Source organism: Sphingomonas panacis (assembly GCF_001717955.1).
In the GTDB taxonomy this organism is placed as follows: domain Bacteria; phylum Pseudomonadota; class Alphaproteobacteria; order Sphingomonadales; family Sphingomonadaceae; genus Sphingomonas; species Sphingomonas panacis.
This window is the reverse complement of record NZ_CP014168.1, coordinates 1,395,334-1,412,596: the sequence shown is the minus strand read 5'-3', so window position 1 is coordinate 1,412,596 and position 17,263 is coordinate 1,395,334. Positions and strand designations below refer to the sequence as shown.

At 64.7% G+C, this 17,263-nt stretch carries 21 protein-coding genes; 2 read left to right on the top strand and 19 right to left on the bottom strand.

Annotated features, from left to right (window positions below):
- Positions 1–51: 51 nt before the first annotated feature.
- The 7 genes from J0A91_RS06380 to J0A91_RS06350 form a co-directional block, all read right to left on the bottom strand.
- Positions 52–489 carry a hypothetical protein gene (locus J0A91_RS06380; RefSeq protein ID WP_069204212.1) on the bottom strand — a complete coding sequence of 146 codons (438 nt, stop codon included), beginning with the start codon at positions 487–489 and terminating at the stop codon, positions 52–54.
- The gene (locus tag J0A91_RS06375) at positions 489–3,212 is read right to left on the bottom strand and encodes a toprim domain-containing protein (protein ID WP_069204211.1); all 2,724 of its coding nucleotides are present in this window, start codon (positions 3,210–3,212) and stop codon (positions 489–491) included. Before J0A91_RS06375 ends, J0A91_RS06380 begins: the two co-directional genes overlap by 1 nt.
- A 10-nt stretch (positions 3,213–3,222) precedes the next feature.
- On the bottom strand, positions 3,223–3,597 hold the full coding sequence (locus tag J0A91_RS06370; RefSeq protein ID WP_069204210.1) for a hypothetical protein: 375 nt from the start codon (positions 3,595–3,597) through the stop codon (positions 3,223–3,225).
- A gap of 110 nt (positions 3,598–3,707) precedes the next feature.
- A complete protein-coding gene (locus J0A91_RS06365) occupies positions 3,708–3,986 on the bottom strand; it encodes an ogr/Delta-like zinc finger family protein (protein WP_083224534.1) in 279 nt (92 codons plus the stop codon).
- 53 nt (positions 3,987–4,039) lie between these two features.
- Positions 4,040–4,540, bottom strand: coding sequence for a hypothetical protein (locus tag J0A91_RS06360; protein WP_083224533.1), 501 nt, complete (start codon positions 4,538–4,540; stop codon positions 4,040–4,042).
- Complete coding sequence (locus J0A91_RS06355; RefSeq protein ID WP_083224532.1) at positions 4,537–4,773, bottom strand: hypothetical protein; 237 nt, start codon at positions 4,771–4,773, stop codon at positions 4,537–4,539. Before J0A91_RS06355 ends, J0A91_RS06360 begins: the two co-directional genes overlap by 4 nt.
- Positions 4,766–5,086 carry a transcriptional regulator gene (locus J0A91_RS06350; RefSeq protein ID WP_069204209.1) on the bottom strand — a complete coding sequence of 107 codons (321 nt, stop codon included), beginning with the start codon at positions 5,084–5,086 and terminating at the stop codon, positions 4,766–4,768. Before J0A91_RS06350 ends, J0A91_RS06355 begins: the two co-directional genes overlap by 8 nt.
- Positions 5,087–5,167: 81 nt before the next feature.
- On the opposite strand from J0A91_RS06350, the gene J0A91_RS06345 reads away from it, so the two are divergent.
- Together J0A91_RS06345 and J0A91_RS06340 are read left to right on the top strand one after the other, a co-directional pair.
- Positions 5,168–5,671 (top strand): helix-turn-helix domain-containing protein, encoded by a 504-nt coding sequence (locus tag J0A91_RS06345; protein WP_083224531.1) that lies wholly within the window; start codon positions 5,168–5,170, stop codon positions 5,669–5,671.
- A gap of 179 nt (positions 5,672–5,850) precedes the next feature.
- The gene (locus J0A91_RS06340) at positions 5,851–6,549 is read left to right on the top strand and encodes a hypothetical protein (RefSeq protein WP_150126841.1); all 699 of its coding nucleotides are present in this window, start codon (positions 5,851–5,853) and stop codon (positions 6,547–6,549) included.
- Here J0A91_RS06340 and J0A91_RS06335 read toward each other — a convergent pair whose 3' ends face one another.
- The 12 genes from J0A91_RS06335 to J0A91_RS06280 form a co-directional block, all read right to left on the bottom strand.
- The gene (locus J0A91_RS06335; protein ID WP_069204206.1) at positions 6,550–7,548 is read right to left on the bottom strand and encodes a contractile injection system protein, VgrG/Pvc8 family; all 999 of its coding nucleotides are present in this window, start codon (positions 7,546–7,548) and stop codon (positions 6,550–6,552) included.
- On the bottom strand, positions 7,548–7,982 hold the full coding sequence (locus J0A91_RS06330) for a phage tail protein (RefSeq protein ID WP_338056965.1): 435 nt from the start codon (positions 7,980–7,982) through the stop codon (positions 7,548–7,550). The genes J0A91_RS06335 and J0A91_RS06330 overlap by 1 nt, the downstream gene beginning before the upstream one ends.
- The gene (locus tag J0A91_RS06325; RefSeq protein WP_069204204.1) at positions 7,982–10,474 is read right to left on the bottom strand and encodes a phage tail tape measure protein; all 2,493 of its coding nucleotides are present in this window, start codon (positions 10,472–10,474) and stop codon (positions 7,982–7,984) included. The genes J0A91_RS06330 and J0A91_RS06325 overlap by 1 nt, the downstream gene beginning before the upstream one ends.
- Positions 10,475–10,480: 6 nt before the next feature.
- A complete protein-coding gene (locus J0A91_RS06320) occupies positions 10,481–10,597 on the bottom strand; it encodes a GpE family phage tail protein (RefSeq protein WP_069204203.1) in 117 nt (38 codons plus the stop codon).
- Positions 10,598–10,605: 8 nt separating this feature from the next.
- On the bottom strand, positions 10,606–10,929 hold the full coding sequence (locus tag J0A91_RS06315; protein WP_083224530.1) for a phage tail assembly protein: 324 nt from the start codon (positions 10,927–10,929) through the stop codon (positions 10,606–10,608).
- Between the two features lie 54 nt (positions 10,930–10,983).
- Positions 10,984–11,496 carry a phage major tail tube protein gene (locus J0A91_RS06310; protein ID WP_069204202.1) on the bottom strand — a complete coding sequence of 171 codons (513 nt, stop codon included), beginning with the start codon at positions 11,494–11,496 and terminating at the stop codon, positions 10,984–10,986.
- A gap of 24 nt (positions 11,497–11,520) precedes the next feature.
- Positions 11,521–12,717, bottom strand: a complete 1,197-nt coding sequence (locus J0A91_RS06305; RefSeq protein ID WP_069204201.1) for a phage tail sheath subtilisin-like domain-containing protein — start codon at positions 12,715–12,717, stop codon at positions 11,521–11,523.
- Between the two features lie 10 nt (positions 12,718–12,727).
- Positions 12,728–13,087, bottom strand: coding sequence for a GPW/gp25 family protein (locus J0A91_RS06300; RefSeq protein ID WP_240502220.1), 360 nt, complete (start codon positions 13,085–13,087; stop codon positions 12,728–12,730).
- A gap of 5 nt (positions 13,088–13,092) precedes the next feature.
- Positions 13,093–13,644, bottom strand: coding sequence for a phage baseplate assembly protein V (locus J0A91_RS06295; protein WP_069204199.1), 552 nt, complete (start codon positions 13,642–13,644; stop codon positions 13,093–13,095).
- A gap of 404 nt (positions 13,645–14,048) precedes the next feature.
- Entirely contained in the window at positions 14,049–14,960 is a 912-nt protein-coding gene (locus tag J0A91_RS06290) for a hypothetical protein (RefSeq protein ID WP_150126839.1), read from the bottom strand.
- Positions 14,961–14,963: 3 nt separating this feature from the next.
- Entirely contained in the window at positions 14,964–16,544 is a 1,581-nt protein-coding gene (locus J0A91_RS06285) for an SGNH/GDSL hydrolase family protein (RefSeq protein ID WP_069204197.1), read from the bottom strand.
- Positions 16,541–17,263 carry a hypothetical protein gene (locus J0A91_RS06280; protein WP_069204196.1) on the bottom strand — a complete coding sequence of 241 codons (723 nt, stop codon included), beginning with the start codon at positions 17,261–17,263 and terminating at the stop codon, positions 16,541–16,543. Before J0A91_RS06280 ends, J0A91_RS06285 begins: the two co-directional genes overlap by 4 nt.

The window sequence follows — 17,263 nt, the reverse complement described above, 5'->3', positions numbered from 1 at the left end:
CATGGCGGAAGCCACCATTGCCGTCGGACACGGCGCGCATTGTCATCGCCGTCATGCCCGTGTTCCCCGGCCGAGGGTTGCATCGCCGGCACAGCGATCGCAGGAGCTGTCCGAAGCCCAGCCACAGCATTGTCCATCGCTGACGCATGGATCGTAGGTCGTGCAGCCGCAGCCGCGACAGATGCGCGGATGACGCTCGACCGGCTCGGCCGAGAGCTGACGGTAGACGTCGGGATCAAACGGATATGCCGTTTGCAGCAGCTCGAGCGTGGTTTCCTTCAGCGCGATCACGCCATCGGCTTCGACCAGGGCGACGAAGGCGGTCGCCTCGCTGCGATCGGCTTGGCGCGGCGCGATGATCTCGGCGACCTGGGCGATCGTCAGGCCAGCGGCAGCGCGGCGCAGCTTGAGGTAGGCGTTGGGGGTAAGCGGGGCGGGCGCGGCCTGCGGGCGTGCAGGTGCGTGCGCCGTGATGGGGGCGTGCAACATCACTTGATGTCCTTCTTCTGGGGGGCGGGGTGAGCCGGGTTCTCGAAAACCCAGCAGTTGACGGTCTTTCCGGTGATGGAATTGACCGGCTTGGCGTCGACGAACTTGCGCGCCTTCGACGTCTTGAGGAGGCGCTTGAGCTCGGTCATCGGGCACGGCAGCGAGAGCCGCATGTCGCCGCATTTCTGCTCGAAATGGACGAGGCTGACCGCGAACACGTCCTGGGTACGGCTGTGGTTGATTGGCCGCTCGGGGGTGAGGCCCTCGTTGGCGGCGATGTAATCGAACCGTTCCCAGAACAGGGTGACGTGCGGGTGATCCGTCTCGACCGCTCGCTGGCGCTCGTGCAGCATCGTCGCGATCAGCTTGTGGGCGTCGGCGACGTCGCGATCGGACAGGTTGCCAACGACCAAGCGCATGGCATCGAGCATCGCGGCGAGCTGCGCGTGGTTCTTGGCGAGGCGACCGTTGCGGATCCCGGGCTGTGCGAGCATCGCCTTTTCGTGCGTCTTGAAGGCGGCGCGGTAGGCTTCGAGGATCTTCTCCTCGCGCCGCACGGCATGGATGATGAAACCGGAGATGTCCTCGACATCGAGGCCGGAGAGATGCTCCACAGCGGCCTTCGACGCCGGGCTGAACATCGACTTGTCGAAGTGGATGCCCATGATGCGCTCGCGCATCGCCGGCGACGCCTCGACGGGATCGTTCTGCGCGATGACGATCGCACCCCGGAACGGCGGTTCGAACGTCTCCATGCCGCCATTGGCAATCGCGCGCGTGCGAACAGCGCGACCGTTATAGGCGGTTTTCAGTTCGTCCCATTCGAAGCGGCGCGCGTGCGGGGTGTCCTGGGCGCGGTCGCCCTCGATCAGCACGACAGGGAGGTTGCCTACCTGACCGAGCGTGCGGGCGATGCCGGCGTTGGTTGCCTTGGTCGGATCGAACCCCTCGTAATTGAGTCGGCCGTAGAGCTTCCACAGGAACTCGAGCAGCGTCGACTTGCCGGTGCCGGGGATGCCGGTCGCCTCAAGGAAGGGAAGGCTATCCTGCGCGGCACGGATATGGTCGGCGAATAGTGCCATGAACCAAAACGCGAGGGTGACGGTGCCCTTCGCGCCATAGGCGGTGAGCAGGTGCGGCACCCAAGCGAGGTTGAGCTTGTCGGCGTCGTAACTGATGCGGAGCAGCCGCTCGGAGGTGCGCAGCTTCACCGATTGCTTGCCGAGGACGAAATATTCTTCGTCGTTCGGCTCGTAGACCCGGCCCTTGTGGACGGCGATGTCGCCGAAGATCCATGCGGCGTGGTCGATCGAGTAACCCGTGAACTGGATCGCCTCGACCATGCGGATGTTCGCCCACTGGCGCAGCATCAGCTTGTCGATCTGGAACTGGCTACCGATCCACTGCGCACCCGGCGCGATCGAGGCGAGGCGCTTCTTGAATTCCGCGCTGGCGGCGCAGGCGGCGCCCGAGAAGGTCGCCTTTACGCTCGCCCGATCGGACGGGAAGTCGATGCGGATGAAATAGGCGCCTTCCTCGAGGTTCGGGTCGCGCTGGAAGTACAGCGTGCGGAAGGTGCAGTTCGCCAATTCCGAGATATCGACCGCCTCGGCTGCGGCTAGGTTCCACTGCTCGGGAAACGGCAGCTTCTTGAACTGCGCGTGCTCGTCATCCTCGGACTCGAGCCATTGCTGGATGATTGCCTGGATGCGATCGATCGAGAATTGCGCCCAGAGCTGGCGCCCCGCGAAGACGAGCGGGAAGGATTGCGACTTGTGGCGCTGGTAGAAGAGCAGCGCTTTTTCGGTCGCACTGCCGGCGATGGTGACATCGCCGTTCCAGCGATATTCCTCGATATGCGTCGGCGTGAGACGATCGCGTTGGAGCAGATCGTTCCAGTCGAGCTTGTCGCCCTCACCATCGGGGCGCACCTGGGCGGCGCCGCAAATCCAGCCTTCCTCGCGCGCCTGTTTGACGAAGCGACGCGTATATTCCGTGCCCGCCTTGCCGACGTCGAAGGCGAAGATCAGTTTGGGCGGCGCGAGACCGATCGCGGCGGCAGCGCGGCGCAAATCCGCCAGCGCCTGCGCCGGATAGTTGTTGCACGACATGAGCGATACGGCGGCGAGCTTCGCGCCCTGGCGTAGCGCCACGCTGTCGAAGATGCCCTCCGCGAGCCAGATCTCGGGTTCGGTCGCGAGGTGTTCGAAGGTGACGCCGGGCGGCTGCCACCACTGCCCGCGATAGGAATTGCCGTAGCTAAAGCGCGCCTTCTTCTTGCCGAAGCGGGCGGGCTGGTCGATCAGCCGTTCCCAATAGCCACCACCGGGCAGCGGGAAGCGCACCGTGGCGGAGCCGATGCCCAATTCGTGATCGTGATACGATTCCTGGCTGTACGCGCCGCGCAGGCCCTGCAGGTCGAAACCGCGGGCATGGAGGAGATAGGCGTCCGCAGCGGCGTTCGGCGCAGCCTCGGTCTTCTTGTGGCGCTTCGACCAGTCGTCGAAGATGTCGGGGTACAGTTCCTTGACGTGGCCTTCCCAGCCGCAACGTTCGATGCGACCGCAGCGCAGCACCCAAGGTTTGTCGGCAAAGGTCCACAGCTCGCGCTGGCCCTTCGAGCATTGCGGGCACTTGCCGCGCCGCAGGTACGTGCCTTTCTCCTCGAAGCTGTAATCCCGCTTGAGGCGTGCTGTCAGTTCTATGAGCAGATCGTTCCGCATGGCTGGTCGATCAGCCCGCCGTGCCGGTGCGCGGCGTGGAGCGCGCCATCGTCTTCATCAGGTCAACGATGCCGCCGGCGACGTGATGCAAAGCCGGACCAACGGCGCCGATGATGTCTGCCTCGTGCAAAGTGCCTGACAGCAGGCAGTTCTCCAGGCGAGTGCGGATCGGCACCAGGTTGACCAGCAACTCGCGCTGCGACCAGAATTCGCCTCGCTCGGGGCGCGAAGGGCGATCGTCTGTGGCTCGCGAAAGTGATCGGAGCGCATCTTTCAATTCGGGGTGCAGTAGACCGATCCCGAAGGCGGTTCCGTGGTTGTCGAGTGCGTCGGAGATCTGCTTGAGATCGGCGCGGATGTTGGCGATGTCGGTCTCGGCGGTCATGGCGGTCTTTCGCAGGCAAGCGGGGGCCGTTCCCGGCAGCGGGGGAGCTGCGGCCGGGTCGGCTGGTCAGGGGGTGTGGGCAGGATCGGGCGCGGCTTACGCCGCGCGGATCAGCTTGTTTCGCTCATGGTCATCGCCTCGGGAGCAGGGCGCAGCGGATCCTCGTCGTTGGCGGGGATCCGCGTGTCGTCGTTGGCGTGGCGCGGTCTCCGCACGCGCACGTTCTGGTTGCCGATCGGCAACAATACCTCGGGGTTCGGCCGCAGGCTGGGCCGGATCGTCCTAATGATTTCCAAACTGGCGAGCATCGTGTGCCCGCAGTCGTCGTTGTCGCAGGCGAGGCGAAGCTCGCGGTATGTCAGTGTGATCTGCTCGCTGGTGCGGACCATCGCGCGATGGCCGCAATGCGGGCAGTCGATTCTTGGCAGTCTGATCTTCGTCGTCACTCGGTGCCTCCCCCGGCGTTTTCCCCGAGCGGCCCCGCGCCGCGCGGAAGGAAACTTTTAAGGCGCCCGATGAAGGTGCCGGCGGCGCTGCGCGCCTGCTCGGCTTCGACCAGAGCGTGATGAACAGATGATGGGCTGATGCTGCCCGGTTGTGTGATCGCGATGCTGACGGCGATCGCCTCACCGCATTCCTTGGCGAAGTGGGCGATCTCGTCCGCAAGCGCGCGTTGGCAGGCGGATTGCTCGACGATCATGGCGTCGAGCTGGAAGCCGAATGCCTCAAGGATGGGCGAGCCCTCGCCGCCGGCGGCGCGATACGCTGCCTCGATCGCAAGCGCCTGGTTGAGCGACGGCGATTTCCCCGTCGCTGGATCTGACCATTTACGCGCGAGGCTCGGGCTGCGGCGCACTACACGCGCAATCTCGGGATAGTCGAGCACAGCCGCGACACGCCGGATCGCGTGCGGGAAGGTGAGAGGCGCGACGGGTTTTGTCACGACGCCATGCCCTCGAAGGCGACATAGAGCAGGCCGCGATCGTCCACATTGAGCGATACGACCGCGCCATGCAGCGGATCGATATCGGCGAGGTTGACCGCGCCACACTTCCGATCGCTTGCGACCTTGGTGAGATGCTGGAGCGCATAGACAAGCGACGGCAGCGTGCGGACGCGGTGTTCCGCGAGCCGGTTGGCAGGCAGCGCCTGCGCTGTGGTGAAAAGGTCAGCCACGGGCGGCTCGGTCCAAAATCGGCGTCCGATCGCACGCGACACGCTTCGTGCCGGCGGATAGGTCGCTGGCATGGTCACGCGGATAGATGTCGGGGCGCAGGCGAAAGCGGGAGACACCAGTCGCGGCCTCCGCTTTCAGAACGTAGCGCTCCGGCAGCAACGATTTCGCACGGAGGAGCTGGGAAATATTGCCCTGCGTGCAACGGCAGACATTTGCGAATGCGGTCTGTCCAGGCGCCGCAGCGACAGCCTCCTCGAAGGCCTTGAAAGCGGAAGAATATTCTTCGCTGCTGAGGTCATATCGGCTCGTCATGCGGCGTTCGTATTAGCAATCTAATGCATCTGCAATAGCAATCTATATTAGCCAGCTATTTTTTTTCGATAAGGTCGCGGGATGTCGATCATTGGTGACAGACTGCGTGAGGCTATGGCTGCTCGAGGTGTCGAGCAGCTCGAGCTTGCTAATGCGGTCGGATGCACGCAGGGGGCGATCAGCCAAATTCTGGTCGGCACCACTCTCCGGTCTAGATTTCTACCTGAGATCGCCGAGTACCTTGGAGTGTCGCTGCAGTGGTTGCGGGGCGAAAGCGTTCCCCGAGATCTTGGAGCTTCGGCTACGGCCTATGTCGGCGCGAAACCTCAGACGGTGACGATGCAGGTTCTGCTGCCTAGTGAAGCCGCGCTGGCGCGGATGTTCGAAGGTCTGCTGCTTCCGCTCGATCTGACCAGGCCGAAGGACGAAATCGCGCAACTGCTCGCTCGGCGTCTGCCAACTGGCTTTGCGCAGCTTCGAGATCTCGCGCCCGAACATGCGCCGGCCGTAATCCCCGCTCGCGGTGAAGCCGTTCCACCTCCCGCCAGAGATCATCGCGAATCGCCACCATCGTCGCGCACATGACGTCGCATCGAGGGCAGGCAAGATCGCAACCCGGCGTTGATCGATATATCGGGGCGCTCAAAGTTCGTCCTGGCTTGTTCCTGTTGTGTTCTCATTACACGGGTGGGCCGCTGTAGGAAAATTCCTCGGCTGGGGATTGTGGGGATAACTGCGCAGCAGGCGCATAAGGGGGAGGATTTATGGGGAATTTGGGTCCGGTGCTCGGGGTCTTTGGCCTCCTCGCGCTGATTGTCGGACTGCTGATGTTCATCCCGCTCAAGGTGTTGCGGGCGAAAAGGCGCGTCGCGTTATGGTTGTCTGTCGGAGGATTCGTTTCGTTCGTACTCGGGCTGATCTTAACTCCGACGCCAGCACAGCAAGGCCAGCCAGAAGTGTCCGCCACGACGCATCCGGCGCCGTCCGCCGCGCGCCCGCCTGGCTCGCCTGACATCAAGGCGCGGGCCGAGCGCGAAGCTACAGCGTTGTGGGATTCGGTCGTTCGGATAGATGAGGCTTGCTCATCAGCATCTAAAAGGGTCGCCAAGGCGGGCGCATCCGCAGATCCCTATCAGATCTACCCGGCAGCAAAGGCGGCCGAGGAAGCCTGCAGCTCGGCATCCACCGAAACCAACAAACTGTTACCCCCGGCGTCGCTCGACGGTTCGCAGAAGACGGCGTTTGCGGACGCGATCGAGAAATGCGGCCAAGCCCAAATGGTCAGATCCACGGCATATTCGAAAGTCGCCGAAGTGGTTGATGGAAATCTGCGTCCATCTGCCGTCACCGAGGCGAAAGAATATCTACAAACAGCACAGTCCGCGTCGATATTTTGCGCGGCCGGGTTTTTCGATGCCGCCGCGAAATCCGGTATCGACACCAAAATGTTCAAGGGGGAATAGTTAAGGAGCATTCTCCAGCTTCAGCCCAGTGACGAAACCCCGATCGTTGACGGTGTGCGTCACCTCGGACACCAGCCAGGCCACGGCATCGATCTCAGCCTTGAAGCCCGACACGCTGGCCTTCTGCTCGGGATAGAGATCGGCGCGGCCGAGTGCCAATGCGAGCGTGAGTGACACGGGCTGGCGCTTCGCACGCTTCATCGTCGATTTAGCGGCACGCTCGGCGCTCGCCTTGGTGGCATAGACATGGCTCAACTTCTTCGCGCCGGCGGTCTTCCCTACCGTCACGTCCTTGCGTGCGGCCTCGTCACGATCGTGATAGCTGGCGGTGACGCCATCGGCCTCCTCGCGCTTCTCGATGCGATAGCTGTGCCGATCGCCGTCACGCCGGCGCAGGCTGAGCGAGGGCAAAGCGGCGCCGCTCGCGGTCTGCCCGCTGCCGACGGGCGCGAAGATGAGCGCGCCGCGCTTGATGGTGGCGACGGCATCGTGCTCGCGGCCGAGCCGACGCAACAATGCCATGTCGCTCTCGCGGCTCTGCGCGAGGGTCTTCACGGCAATTGACGCCAGAGCGGGCGCGCAGCGGGCGGATAGGCCATTGCGGCCGGCCACCTCGGTCACGACGGCGCCGACGGTGGTGTCATGCCAGCTTTTCTCCCGCCGGGTGCGCAGATCGCTGGTAAAGTCCGCGGAGCGCGCGCGAATCGTCACGGCGTCGGGCGGGCCGCTATGCTCGATCTCATCGACGACGAAGCTGCCCTTATCGACCAGGCCAACTTTGACGCCGCTGCCCTGTTTCCAGCCGATCTGAATATGGAGCACGGCGCCGGCCTTGGGCAGCGCCAGCCGTCCATCGGCATCGTCGAGGGCGATGTCGAGCTGGTCGGCTTCGTCGCCCCGCTTCTCAGTGATGCTGAGCGAAAGCAGGCGTGGCCGGAAGCGGGCAGTCAGATCCTTGCCGTCGAGCGTGACACGGTAATCCGGGATATTCGAGATCATCACGCATCATCGCTTTCGGGTACAGTATCCCCGTTGGTGCTCGACGTGGAATCGTCGCGGTCCTCGTCCACGCGGAGCAACGATATCGAAAACTCGATCTTGCGAGCGGTGCCGTCGGGCAGGAAATGGCTCTGGCCTTCGTCGACGCCTTCTATGACGAAGGCTCCGTAGACCCGGCCCGTGCCATCGACGAGCGGCCAGGCGTCGCCGCTGGCTCCCATATCGCGGAGTTCATCGAGCGATGCCTGACCATCGGACAGCTCGGCGAAGGCCGCGCCGGAAAGCGAAATGGTCTCATCGCCGGGTCCGACGAACTGGGTTGCATCGCGCGCGCCGATCCGCGCCGAACGGGCATGGCGATAGTCGGCGCGGCGCCTCATCTCCTCGTAAGCTAGGGTCGGGATGGCGAACACGAACATGCCGAGGGAAAGCATCATGCGCGCTCACTCCAGTCTGCCTGATCGGCGAAACTGGAGCGCTTCTTCGCTTGGTCGCGACGCTCGATTTCGTCGAGCTTCCGCTGCAACATCTCCATCAGCTTCGCTTCATCCATGCCGGGCGCGGCGTGGAGATGAATTTCGTAGCGGTTCCCGCCAGCAACGCTGCCTGTCTGTCGAGCCTGCGCGCCCACCTGCCCGGACGCGGCCGTCGCCACGGCGGGCAATGCCGCGCCAACCACCATCGCCGCCGTAAGCCGCTTGGAGAGGCGGTCGATTCGCCCGACTGGCCCGTCCTCGCCGCCGGCGATGCCGTTCGACAGGCCGGTCATGATATGCCCGCCGAATTCCATGAAGACGCGGCTCGGCGAGTGGATGCCGAGTTTCTTCTTGAACCACTCGGCTGCCGAGCTCGCGGCGTTGACGATCGTCGATTGCAGCGCGCCGAGCATGCCGGTGATGCCGCCGATCAGGCCGAGGATCATGTTCTTGCCGGCGGTGGCGAGATCGGCGGGGATCTTCACGCCAAGCCAACTCATCAGCGCCGCAAACGCGCTGGACAACAGGCCAAGGGGCGAGAAACCTGCCAACATCTCGCCGATCGCGGCGATGCTGCCGAAGAACGCCGCCTTGATGGAGGTCCACAACCCAGCGAACCAACCGGCTATCGCACCCCAATTGGAATAGATCGCATAGGCGGCAGCCCCGAGTGCGAGGATTCCGAGAACGACGCCGGCGACAATGCCGATCAGCGGCAGCATGCCGATCTCGAAGAAGGTCGCGACGGTCGCGAGCGCCGCGAACGGTGCGACCAAGCCGGCCAGTACCAGGCCGGCGCCGCCCAGGACAATCAATAGCGCCGCCAGCCCGCCACCGAGCAAGGTGATGCCTTTCGCCAAGGCCGGATGGCGCTTGGCGGCTTCACCGATCCAGTTCGCCCACGCGGTCAGCTTCTGAGTGACGGCGTTGACGGTCGGCAGCAACATCGTGCCGAGCGTGATGCCGAGCACCTTGGCGTTGATGTTGAACTGCTTGGACTGCTCGGCCGAGTCCTTCATGCGCTCGGCGAAATCGCGATCGGTGGTGCCGTTAGCGGACGCCGCTTCCGCGCGGATCCGCTTATACTCCTGCAGGTTCTGGATCAGCGGCCGCAGGCCTTGCTGCACCTGGGCGTCTTCGAACAGGAACCCGATCTTGCCGAGGTCGCCGTTCAGCGTCTTGTTGGTCAGCTCCGCAATTGCTTCGAGCGGCGTCTTGCCCTCGGCGTAAGCCTTCTTCAACGCGGCCGGCAGATCGACGCCGAACTTCTTGAACTTCCCGATGGTAGCGGGCGACGCGATCTTCTGAAGGACATTCTGGACGTTGGTCGCGGCCGATGCCGCATCGCCAGCGCCTTTGCGCGCGATCTGGAGCGCGGCGGCGAGATCCGCAACGGCAGCCGTGCCAGTTTGCCCGAGCGCCTGATAGCCGGCCGTGAGCACAGGAAAATACTGCGCCATGTCCTTGATTTCGAACGCGCCGCTCTTGCCCGCCTGCGCCATGATGTCGATGACGCGGCCGGTCTGGTCGATCGGCACCTTGAGATTGTCATTGGCTGCAAACGCGGCCTTCGACAGATCCGCGATCTCGGCCTTGTACGCGGTCGCGGCACGGCCGATCGGCCGCATCATCTGCGCCGCCTTTTGCGGGTTGAGGCCGAAGCCCGCCAGCGCATCCACGCCGGCCTGCAGATCCGCGGGCATCTGGTTCGCCGCCTTCGCCGCCGCGAGCAGGCCCACGCCCATGCGCTCGCCCGCATGGCGCGACATATCCGCTTTCTGAGCGATGTCGGTCATCACCGATTGGTAGAGCTGCGCTTCCTTGATACCGCCGAGGAAGGGCCGCGCCATCATCATGCCGGTGCCCATCGCGGCGGCACCGCCGACGGCGAGGCCAGTCGCCACGCCTTGGTATCGACTGAACTGCTCGCGCGCAGCGGTGAGCCTGCGCTGCCGGTCGAGCACCTGCCGAAGGCGGCGTTCCTGCTCGGCCAGCTCGCGGTTGGTGCCTGCGGCGCGATCCCGCAATTCTCGCTCATGATGGGCGAGGTCGTTGGTGGAGATGCCGGCCGCACGAAGCCTATCGCGAAGGGTCTGCAGCTCGCGCGATTCGGTCTGATGCTGGCGAGTGAGCCGCTGCGCCTCCGCCTTGGCCCGGGCGAAATCGCGCGTCATTTCGCGCGTGGGTGTTCCCGCAGCCCGCATCTGTCGTGCGAGATCGCCGACCCGCGTCTGGGCGGCGTGGAGCGAGGTTTCCGTAGAGCGCAGCCCGGCCTTCAACTGACGGAAGCCCGCGATCTGCGCCTGTGCGCGCTCGACTTCCTTCAGCCGGTCTCGGGTGGCGCGGAGCGCTTGGGCGGCGCGCGAGGATCCGCCGGCGATACCCCGCAGCGGGCCGGTGACGCGATCGGCCGCTTCGAGCAGCAGGCGAATGCGAAGGTCGCGGTCCATGTCGGCTCAGCTTTCGGGGTTATGGCGCGCGGCGGCGCGTTCGCGCCAGGACATCAGCTCGGCGACGCTCATCGGGTCCATGACGGCTGGCGACCAGTGGAAGACGATCGCCAGATCTGCCATCGCGTCGTCTACGCTTGCGGGGAAACCGCATCCTTCGCGGACTTCGGCAGCAAAAAATCCATCACCTCGCCGCCGAACTGCATCAGATCGGACGGATCAAGCACCGCGCCCTTGTAGATGATCGGCATGGTGATGCGCGGCGCGAGCGCCTCGAGCGAGGCGACATCGAGCTGGATCAGTTCGGTGAGCTTCAGCCCGCGCAACTCGCCGGAACCGGGCTTGCGCACGCTGACCTTCGTGCCGGCGGGAACAAGCTCCTTGCCCCCGAGCATGATGGGAAAGTCGGTGGTGAATTCGCGCATCAGCGGCGTATCGGTCGAAGTCTCAGTCATGGAACAGCCTCAATTTTTGAAGGGTAGAGGGCGGCGCCGGCCGGCGCCGCCCTGTCAGAAGACGCCGAGGGCGGAGCGGATCTCGGCGAGGCGATCGATACCGCCGACGATGAAGACCATGCCGAGCTGGTCGATCTCGATTTCCGTCGTGCCGTTCCAGGTCAGTTTGTAGTAGGCGATGGCGGTCTTGACCTTGAATTCGCCGCCCTCGGCCGGCTTGCCTTCGCCCATGTCGATCTCTTCGTGGCGACCGCGAATGACGATCTCCACGGTGTCAACGTCGCCGGTGTCGTCGTTCTGGTAGGCGAGCGCGAGACGTAGCTGGACGCCGGTAACGCTGGTGACGCCGTACTGGCGCAGCACGTCGCGCATCGGACCGCCGCACACCCATTCGGCCTCGAGCGCTTCGCTACCCATGTCGATCTTGACGGGGCCGTCCATGCCGCCGCCGCGATACTCCTCGAACTTGCGGCTAAGCTTGGGCATGGTGAAGGACGTCAGCTCGCCGAGGTAGGCTGCGCCAGTGTTGAACAGCATGATGTTCTTGAGCTTGCGGGGGAGACCCATCGCGTTTTCTCCGAAGGTGAGGGATCAGGCGCCGGCGACCAGCGCGGCGAAATCGGCCAGGTAATCGTCGGTGATTTCCTGTTGCAGCCCGAGGTGCTCGAGCGGCGGGGTCGGCGTGTATTTGTAGCTGATCTGCAGGATGCCCTGCTTGAGCGAGCCGGTCGGGTTCTTGTCGGGATCGAACCAGGCGACGGCGCCGAGCAGGAACCCGCCGCGTACCAGCGCGCGCAGCTTGTCGTTGATCTCCTCGACGATGTCGCGGGCGAGGCTCGGCGTCAGCGGCTTATCGATCGCCCATACCAGCCCGGCCGCCATCGTATCGGCGAGGATCTGGGCGGAGCGGGTCGCGCTCTCGAAGGTGAAGTCGCTGTCCGCCGGCGCGCAGGTGCGGCTTCCCCAAAAGCGCAGCTCGCCGTTCAGTCGCACGATCGTCGTGATGCTGGCGGCGTTGAGCTGGTTGGCGTCGCTGTCCACGCTCTGGATATCGAAGCCGATATCGTGGGTGAGCCCGACAACGCCGGTGACGGGCACGTTGGACAGGGTCTTGTTCCAGCCCATCGTCTGGTCGATCTGCGCGCGCAGGCCGAGGGCGCGAGCGACGGCGAAGCTGGGCGCGGTCGCGCCGAGCACGCCATCGGGCGCAAGGAAGTCGGGATAGATGAGCATCAGCTCGCGGGCGGTGAAGTGATCGCGATAGTCGATCACGTCGGCGAGGGTCGCGCCGATCGCGGCGGCATAGGCCATCGCGCGGAGCTTGCCGGCGACGATCGCCAGCGCGGTGGCGACCGGCTGGGGATCGAGACCGGGCGCGCCAATGATGCGCGGGCGGTAGCCGAGTTGCGCATCGGCCGCGAGCAACGCGTGCATGCCGGTTTTCACGCCGCCGGTGTCCGTGCCGATCACGGCGAGGTTGGTGGCATCGGCGTCGGCGCCGGCCGCGACGCGCACGACGACTACGGGCGTGCGGACCTGGTCGGCGATGGCCTGCAGCGTCGCCTTGAGGGTGCCGCCGGTGCCGGCGACGTCGATCGCCGCGAGGATGTTCTTGACGAGAACCGGGCGATCGAGCGGGAAGGCAGCATCGAGCGCGGCGGTCGCGGCGCCCGCCGCTGCGGTGGCGGTGGCGACCAGGCCAATGACGCCGGTCGCGATGGTCGCAATCGTGCGGGCAGTGCTGGCGACTTCAGTGACGGTGATGCCGTGCTGGTAGGGGGCGGGCATGAGGATCCTTTCAGGCGGAGAGAGCGGTCAGCGAGCGGATGGGGACGGAAAGTGAGACACGGGCGTTGACCGCCGCGACATCGGTGCGGCGCCCGTCGATCGTCAGCACGGCTGAGCCGGGCACGGCGCCGCGCGCGAGGGTGAACTGCGCGGCCTTTAGGCGCGGCTCCTGACGCTGCAGCGCGAGCGCCGAGGCGGCGAAGATCCGCACGCGAGTGAGATCGTTGAGAGGATGATCGAGCAGCTCGGGCACGATCGAGCCGTATTCGCGGCGTCCGATGCGGGTGCCAAGCGGGGTGCCGAGGATGTCGCCAACCGACTGGCTCAGATGCGGGGCGCCGCTCAGCGGCTTACCGGTGGTGCGGTCCATACCGTTCATACCGGATCGCCCGACTCATCGGTGCCGGTCTTCACCTTGTCGTGATGGTGCTTGGAGAGCTTGATACCGTTGCCGGTGATCTCGCCCTCCGCGTCGATCGTCTCGGTGACTGTGACCTTGCCCTCGATCGACACCGGGCCTTTGATCGAAAGGCCACCGTCTGCCTCGATTCGGGCGGTCGCGCCGCTTGGCAGGATCGCGGTTAGCGCGTGGGCAGTAGGATCATATCCAATGCGAGCGCCATCGGCATATTCGGTAAGGTCGACATCCTCAGACGATGGCGAAGGATGCGCATTGCTGAATAGGCCGGGCAGGACGATGCCGCGTTCGGTGTCGCCCTCGGGGCAGATAAGGAGGCCCTGCTCGCCGACGCTGGGCGGCGACCAGCATTTGGTCGCGCCCGAGCGTGCGGCGAGCCAAGGCACGTCGCCGGTGACGATATCGCCGGTCTTGAAGCGGCACGTACCCTTGGCAAGATCGACGGATTCGATGGTGCCTTCGCGTACAATGTCGCCAATCAGGCGCTGGTTGTCGGCAGGATCGCTCATGCGCGGAGCATGGCGAGCCTACCGGGGAGATGCGCGGGCCGGGTCTTGTGGAGACGGTTTCTACAAGGCTCGTCTCAGGCAGCTATTCAGGTTACTATGAACTTGCTGTTGGCCACATTGGAGATCGGCTTACGCCCGTCATCGAAATACCCTCGACACCATTGAACGCCGCAAGGTTGCAAAGTGACGTTAGCTTTGCAGCGCCTTCTCCGCAGATTTTCGTACCGGTGCGTGCTGCAGGCGCCGCCGCCCGCGACAGCGGAGGAAATTTCGTCGGCGGCTCTGAGTGGTACGTCTTGGACAACGGAGGTGACATCATCATCCGTTGTCCAACACAGCGGATCGCTTCTCATGTTGCATCGCTGATCAACCGCGATGCTGGGTTTCCAGGATAACTGACGAGTTCACGGGAGCGTCGAAACCGGCGTGAACGTGTCGCCAGCATAGCGGCCCCCGGCCGCGAAGGCCTGCCCGAACAACGCGAAGTCGAGCGCCTCGACATCCGCATAGGCGCGACCGGATGCGGTGAGGTCTTCGAGGTATGCGCGGTACAGGATGGTCGAGCGCGACTTGTTCGCCATCGACGCACCGTTGTAGGCCGTCGGTTGCTGCCCGACCGTCATGAGAGCCGCGATGATGTCGGCGGCTCCGGTACTGTTAGGCTGACCGGCCGCAGTCCACCCGTTGAAGCCGCCCGAGCGGAACGAGTTGCCGGTCGCTTGGGGCAGATCGGGAGAACTCTTGCTTCCCAAGCCGGCGTTGACGATGCCGGTGCGATTGAGATTGAGCAGGCCGGTCGAATAGGGCGAACCCGAAGAGTTGGCGTAGATTGCGGCCTCGCATGGCTCCAGCGCTCCCGTGAGCGCGACGCGCGTGATCCGCTCCCAGCGCGAGAAGTAGAATTTGTGGGTAAGATTTGCGGCGAGATACTGAAGCAGCGGGCTTCCGGCTGCAACAATCCGCTCGATCGTCACGCCCTTGCCCGTGCCGGTGCCGCCCACCTGCGACATACACACATGCACGCCACCCTTGCCGCTGCGCTCGATAAAGCCATCGGCCGCCGTAAGGCTGACGCGCGAGTTGAACGCCCAATCGGCTTGCGTGCCGGCACCCGCCAGGGCCGCCGCCTCCTTCCAGGCGATGTTCGGGATGCTGGCCGCGCTGACGCCGGCAGCGGGTGTCCCGACCAGCGGATTAGCGGAATGTGCGAAATCAACGAGCGCGAGCGATCCCGAACTCAGGATGGCGTCGTCGCGCAGCACCGGCAGCGACGGGTCGGTGAAGGTCATCTGCAGGGCAAGACGGAGGCCGGACATGGATCAAAGTCCCTTCGCGTTGAGGAGAGAGAAGAATTTCGCGCCGACGAGCGCATAGCCGTCGGCGTTGAAGTGCGTTTTGCTGTTTTCCGTGACCGAGAAGCGAAGCGGGATGCGGTCCACGGCGATATCCGCCAGATCGTCCGAGGTCGGCGTGCTCCCCATGTCCGTGATCGCTCTGTCGATCATGTAGCGCCGGACATCGAAGAACTTCCCGCCCCACCTGCCGGCCATGTAATTGTTGTACGCGACGATGCTGTTGTACCGGGCCAGCCCCGCGTTATCGGTGCTGCCGGTATCTTCGGTGCCGTCCATCAGGTTGCAGACGCCGATGATCAGGAAGCGCCCGTGCCCCAGGAAGCGCACGGCGTTCTCGACCTTCGGTGCGACCACCGTCATCAGATCATAGCCCTGACTGACGTCGTTCCGCCCAACCCAGATGATCTGTGTATCCTGCTGGTCGTCACCAGCGGTCTGGACATAGATCGGCGAAGCGGCCGGGCAGGCCATGGCGATACCAGGCGTGGTGCGCTGAAAGCGGATGGGACCGCTCGACGCCGGATCATCACGGATGATCGCGCCGGGGATGCCTGCGAGCGTCGCGGGGATCGTGCGTGGCACAGTGTTGCCGTCGTAATTTGGGACAAACGCCTCGGAGAGCAGATTCACCGTGACGGACCCGGATGCTGGGATCATGTTGCCCGCAACCGTCACCAAGGCAGGGTCGCCGCCCTGACGGGCGATGATCTGGCCGGAGCGCTGCCCTGCAATCGCGCGGTTCTTCACGGTGCGCCCGGAGAGGTTTCGAATGATGCTGCCGATGTCCTGACCGGCGCTCGCTCCCTGGCCGTAGGTCATGCTGTCGCCGTACAGGCTGATTGCCTGATTGCCGGCGCGGATCGCATACTTTGCGGTATCGGCCACTGCGACACGGCCGACCACCGCCGACGCCAAGGGCACGCCGAACAGGATATGAGGCGGCGTCGCCAGATCGGTGATCGCGAACGCCCATCCGGTTTCGGGGGGCAGCGCCCGAAGTTGGCCGGCAAGGCCACCGGGCAACAATCTGTCTGGCAGCGGCACGCCCGGCAGATCGGCGACGGTCGATCCGACGCCGAGCTGAGCCTTGAACAATTTCAGGAGACCCGTGAGGTCGAGCCGCGCAGACATTTTGCCGACTTGATCGAGGATCGCGAGGCCACCGCCCTGCTCTTCGGAGAGCAGTTGGAACATCGAAGCGATCGGCGCGGCCGACAGAAGCCGGCCCGATACATCGCCCGCCAGCATCGTCGCTAGGATCGACAGGGGCGGAGCCTTGAATTTGAACGGTTCGAACGTTCCGTCCGGCCGGACGCCACCCATCACCTTGTTTGCTGCGTCGGTGATCGGCAGCGCCCACCCGCTTTCCGGTGACGTGCGCTGAAGCATCGAGACGAGCAAGCGCTCGATCGCCGTCATGATCTTGGCGGCGTCGGTCTCCGAGATCTGCCCGGCATTGGCCGCCAATGGCTGGCTAGGATCGACCAGCGGTTTGGTGGGATCGCCGGTGACGGCCGAGTATGGAAGTTCGGTGGTGGTGCTCATGACAATTCCACTGCGAGCGGGGTGGCCGACGCGGCGACCGCGTCGAGGATGACGAGTTTCATGCCGACCGTCTGGCCGGTGACGAGCGCCACGGCCTTGTCGGACGGCGCCCAGCCGCTCACTGCGAAACCGCTCAGCTTGATCGTGCTGAGCGGGCGCGTGGTCGGGACCAGCACGAACGGAAAGCCGCCACTGGCCCGCGCCAGCGTGAGGCTACGGGCGATGTGATCGCTGTCGAGCGCCTTATACGCGGCGCCAATCAGCGTCGTGTTGTCGGGCGTCGCTGTGGGGGAGATGCCGACGAAGATCGGGATGCGCGCCATGATCGAGATCGTGCGGGCGTCGGTCTGAGTGCCCGAGCCGTTGAACAGCGCGACCGTCTGGATGACATTGTCGGCGGTCCAGCCGGGGCCGGGTGCCGCCAGCACCGCGCTGCGGTCGCCTGCGCCGATTGCCGCGCCGTTGAGCTTCTGGCTCGCGGGTGCGTCGGAAACCGACCAGTTGAGGTTGATCGCGCCGGTGTCGCCATATTCAACCGGGTTGCGCGAGGCCGCGAAGGCGGTGAACTTCGGCGCGAACACGCGATCCTGCAGCGCGGCGATCGTGGGCGCAATGATCTGCTTGATCGACGTGCGCTGCGCCACGCCGTTCTTGAGCACCACGACGGTTTCGTTGCCATCTGGGTTCTGGACCGGATCGAGGTTGGAAATTTTCGCCAT

What these genes read in the sequence shown, in the direction of transcription:
- J0A91_RS06380 (WP_069204212.1), bottom strand. Translation starts at nt 489, where the DNA reads ATGTTGCACGCCCCCATCACGGCGCACGCACCTGCACGCCCGCAGGCC.
- J0A91_RS06375 (WP_069204211.1), bottom strand. Translation starts at nt 3,212, where the DNA reads ATGCGGAACGATCTGCTCATAGAACTGACAGCACGCCTCAAGCGGGAT.
- J0A91_RS06370 (WP_069204210.1), bottom strand. Translation starts at nt 3,597, where the DNA reads ATGACCGCCGAGACCGACATCGCCAACATCCGCGCCGATCTCAAGCAG.
- J0A91_RS06365 (WP_083224534.1), bottom strand. Translation starts at nt 3,986, where the DNA reads ATGGTCCGCACCAGCGAGCAGATCACACTGACATACCGCGAGCTTCGC.
- J0A91_RS06350 (WP_069204209.1), bottom strand. Translation starts at nt 5,086, where the DNA reads ATGACGAGCCGATATGACCTCAGCAGCGAAGAATATTCTTCCGCTTTC.
- J0A91_RS06345 (WP_083224531.1), top strand. Translation starts at nt 5,168, where the DNA reads ATGTCGATCATTGGTGACAGACTGCGTGAGGCTATGGCTGCTCGAGGT.
- J0A91_RS06340 (WP_150126841.1), top strand. Translation starts at nt 5,851, where the DNA reads ATGGGGAATTTGGGTCCGGTGCTCGGGGTCTTTGGCCTCCTCGCGCTG.
- J0A91_RS06335 (WP_069204206.1), bottom strand. Translation starts at nt 7,548, where the DNA reads ATGATCTCGAATATCCCGGATTACCGTGTCACGCTCGACGGCAAGGAT.
- J0A91_RS06330 (WP_338056965.1), bottom strand. Translation starts at nt 7,982, where the DNA reads ATGCTTTCCCTCGGCATGTTCGTGTTCGCCATCCCGACCCTAGCTTAC.
- J0A91_RS06325 (WP_069204204.1), bottom strand. Translation starts at nt 10,474, where the DNA reads ATGGACCGCGACCTTCGCATTCGCCTGCTGCTCGAAGCGGCCGATCGC.
- J0A91_RS06320 (WP_069204203.1), bottom strand. Translation starts at nt 10,597, where the DNA reads ATGGCAGATCTGGCGATCGTCTTCCACTGGTCGCCAGCCGTCATGGAC.
- J0A91_RS06315 (WP_083224530.1), bottom strand. Translation starts at nt 10,929, where the DNA reads ATGACTGAGACTTCGACCGATACGCCGCTGATGCGCGAATTCACCACC.
- J0A91_RS06310 (WP_069204202.1), bottom strand. Translation starts at nt 11,496, where the DNA reads ATGGGTCTCCCCCGCAAGCTCAAGAACATCATGCTGTTCAACACTGGC.
- J0A91_RS06305 (WP_069204201.1), bottom strand. Translation starts at nt 12,717, where the DNA reads ATGCCCGCCCCCTACCAGCACGGCATCACCGTCACTGAAGTCGCCAGC.
- J0A91_RS06300 (WP_240502220.1), bottom strand. Translation starts at nt 13,087, where the DNA reads ATGGACCGCACCACCGGTAAGCCGCTGAGCGGCGCCCCGCATCTGAGC.
- J0A91_RS06295 (WP_069204199.1), bottom strand. Translation starts at nt 13,644, where the DNA reads ATGAGCGATCCTGCCGACAACCAGCGCCTGATTGGCGACATTGTACGC.
- J0A91_RS06290 (WP_150126839.1), bottom strand. Translation starts at nt 14,960, where the DNA reads ATGTCCGGCCTCCGTCTTGCCCTGCAGATGACCTTCACCGACCCGTCG.
- J0A91_RS06285 (WP_069204197.1), bottom strand. Translation starts at nt 16,544, where the DNA reads ATGAGCACCACCACCGAACTTCCATACTCGGCCGTCACCGGCGATCCC.
- J0A91_RS06280 (WP_069204196.1), bottom strand. Translation starts at nt 17,263, where the DNA reads ATGGCGAAAATTTCCAACCTCGATCCGGTCCAGAACCCAGATGGCAAC.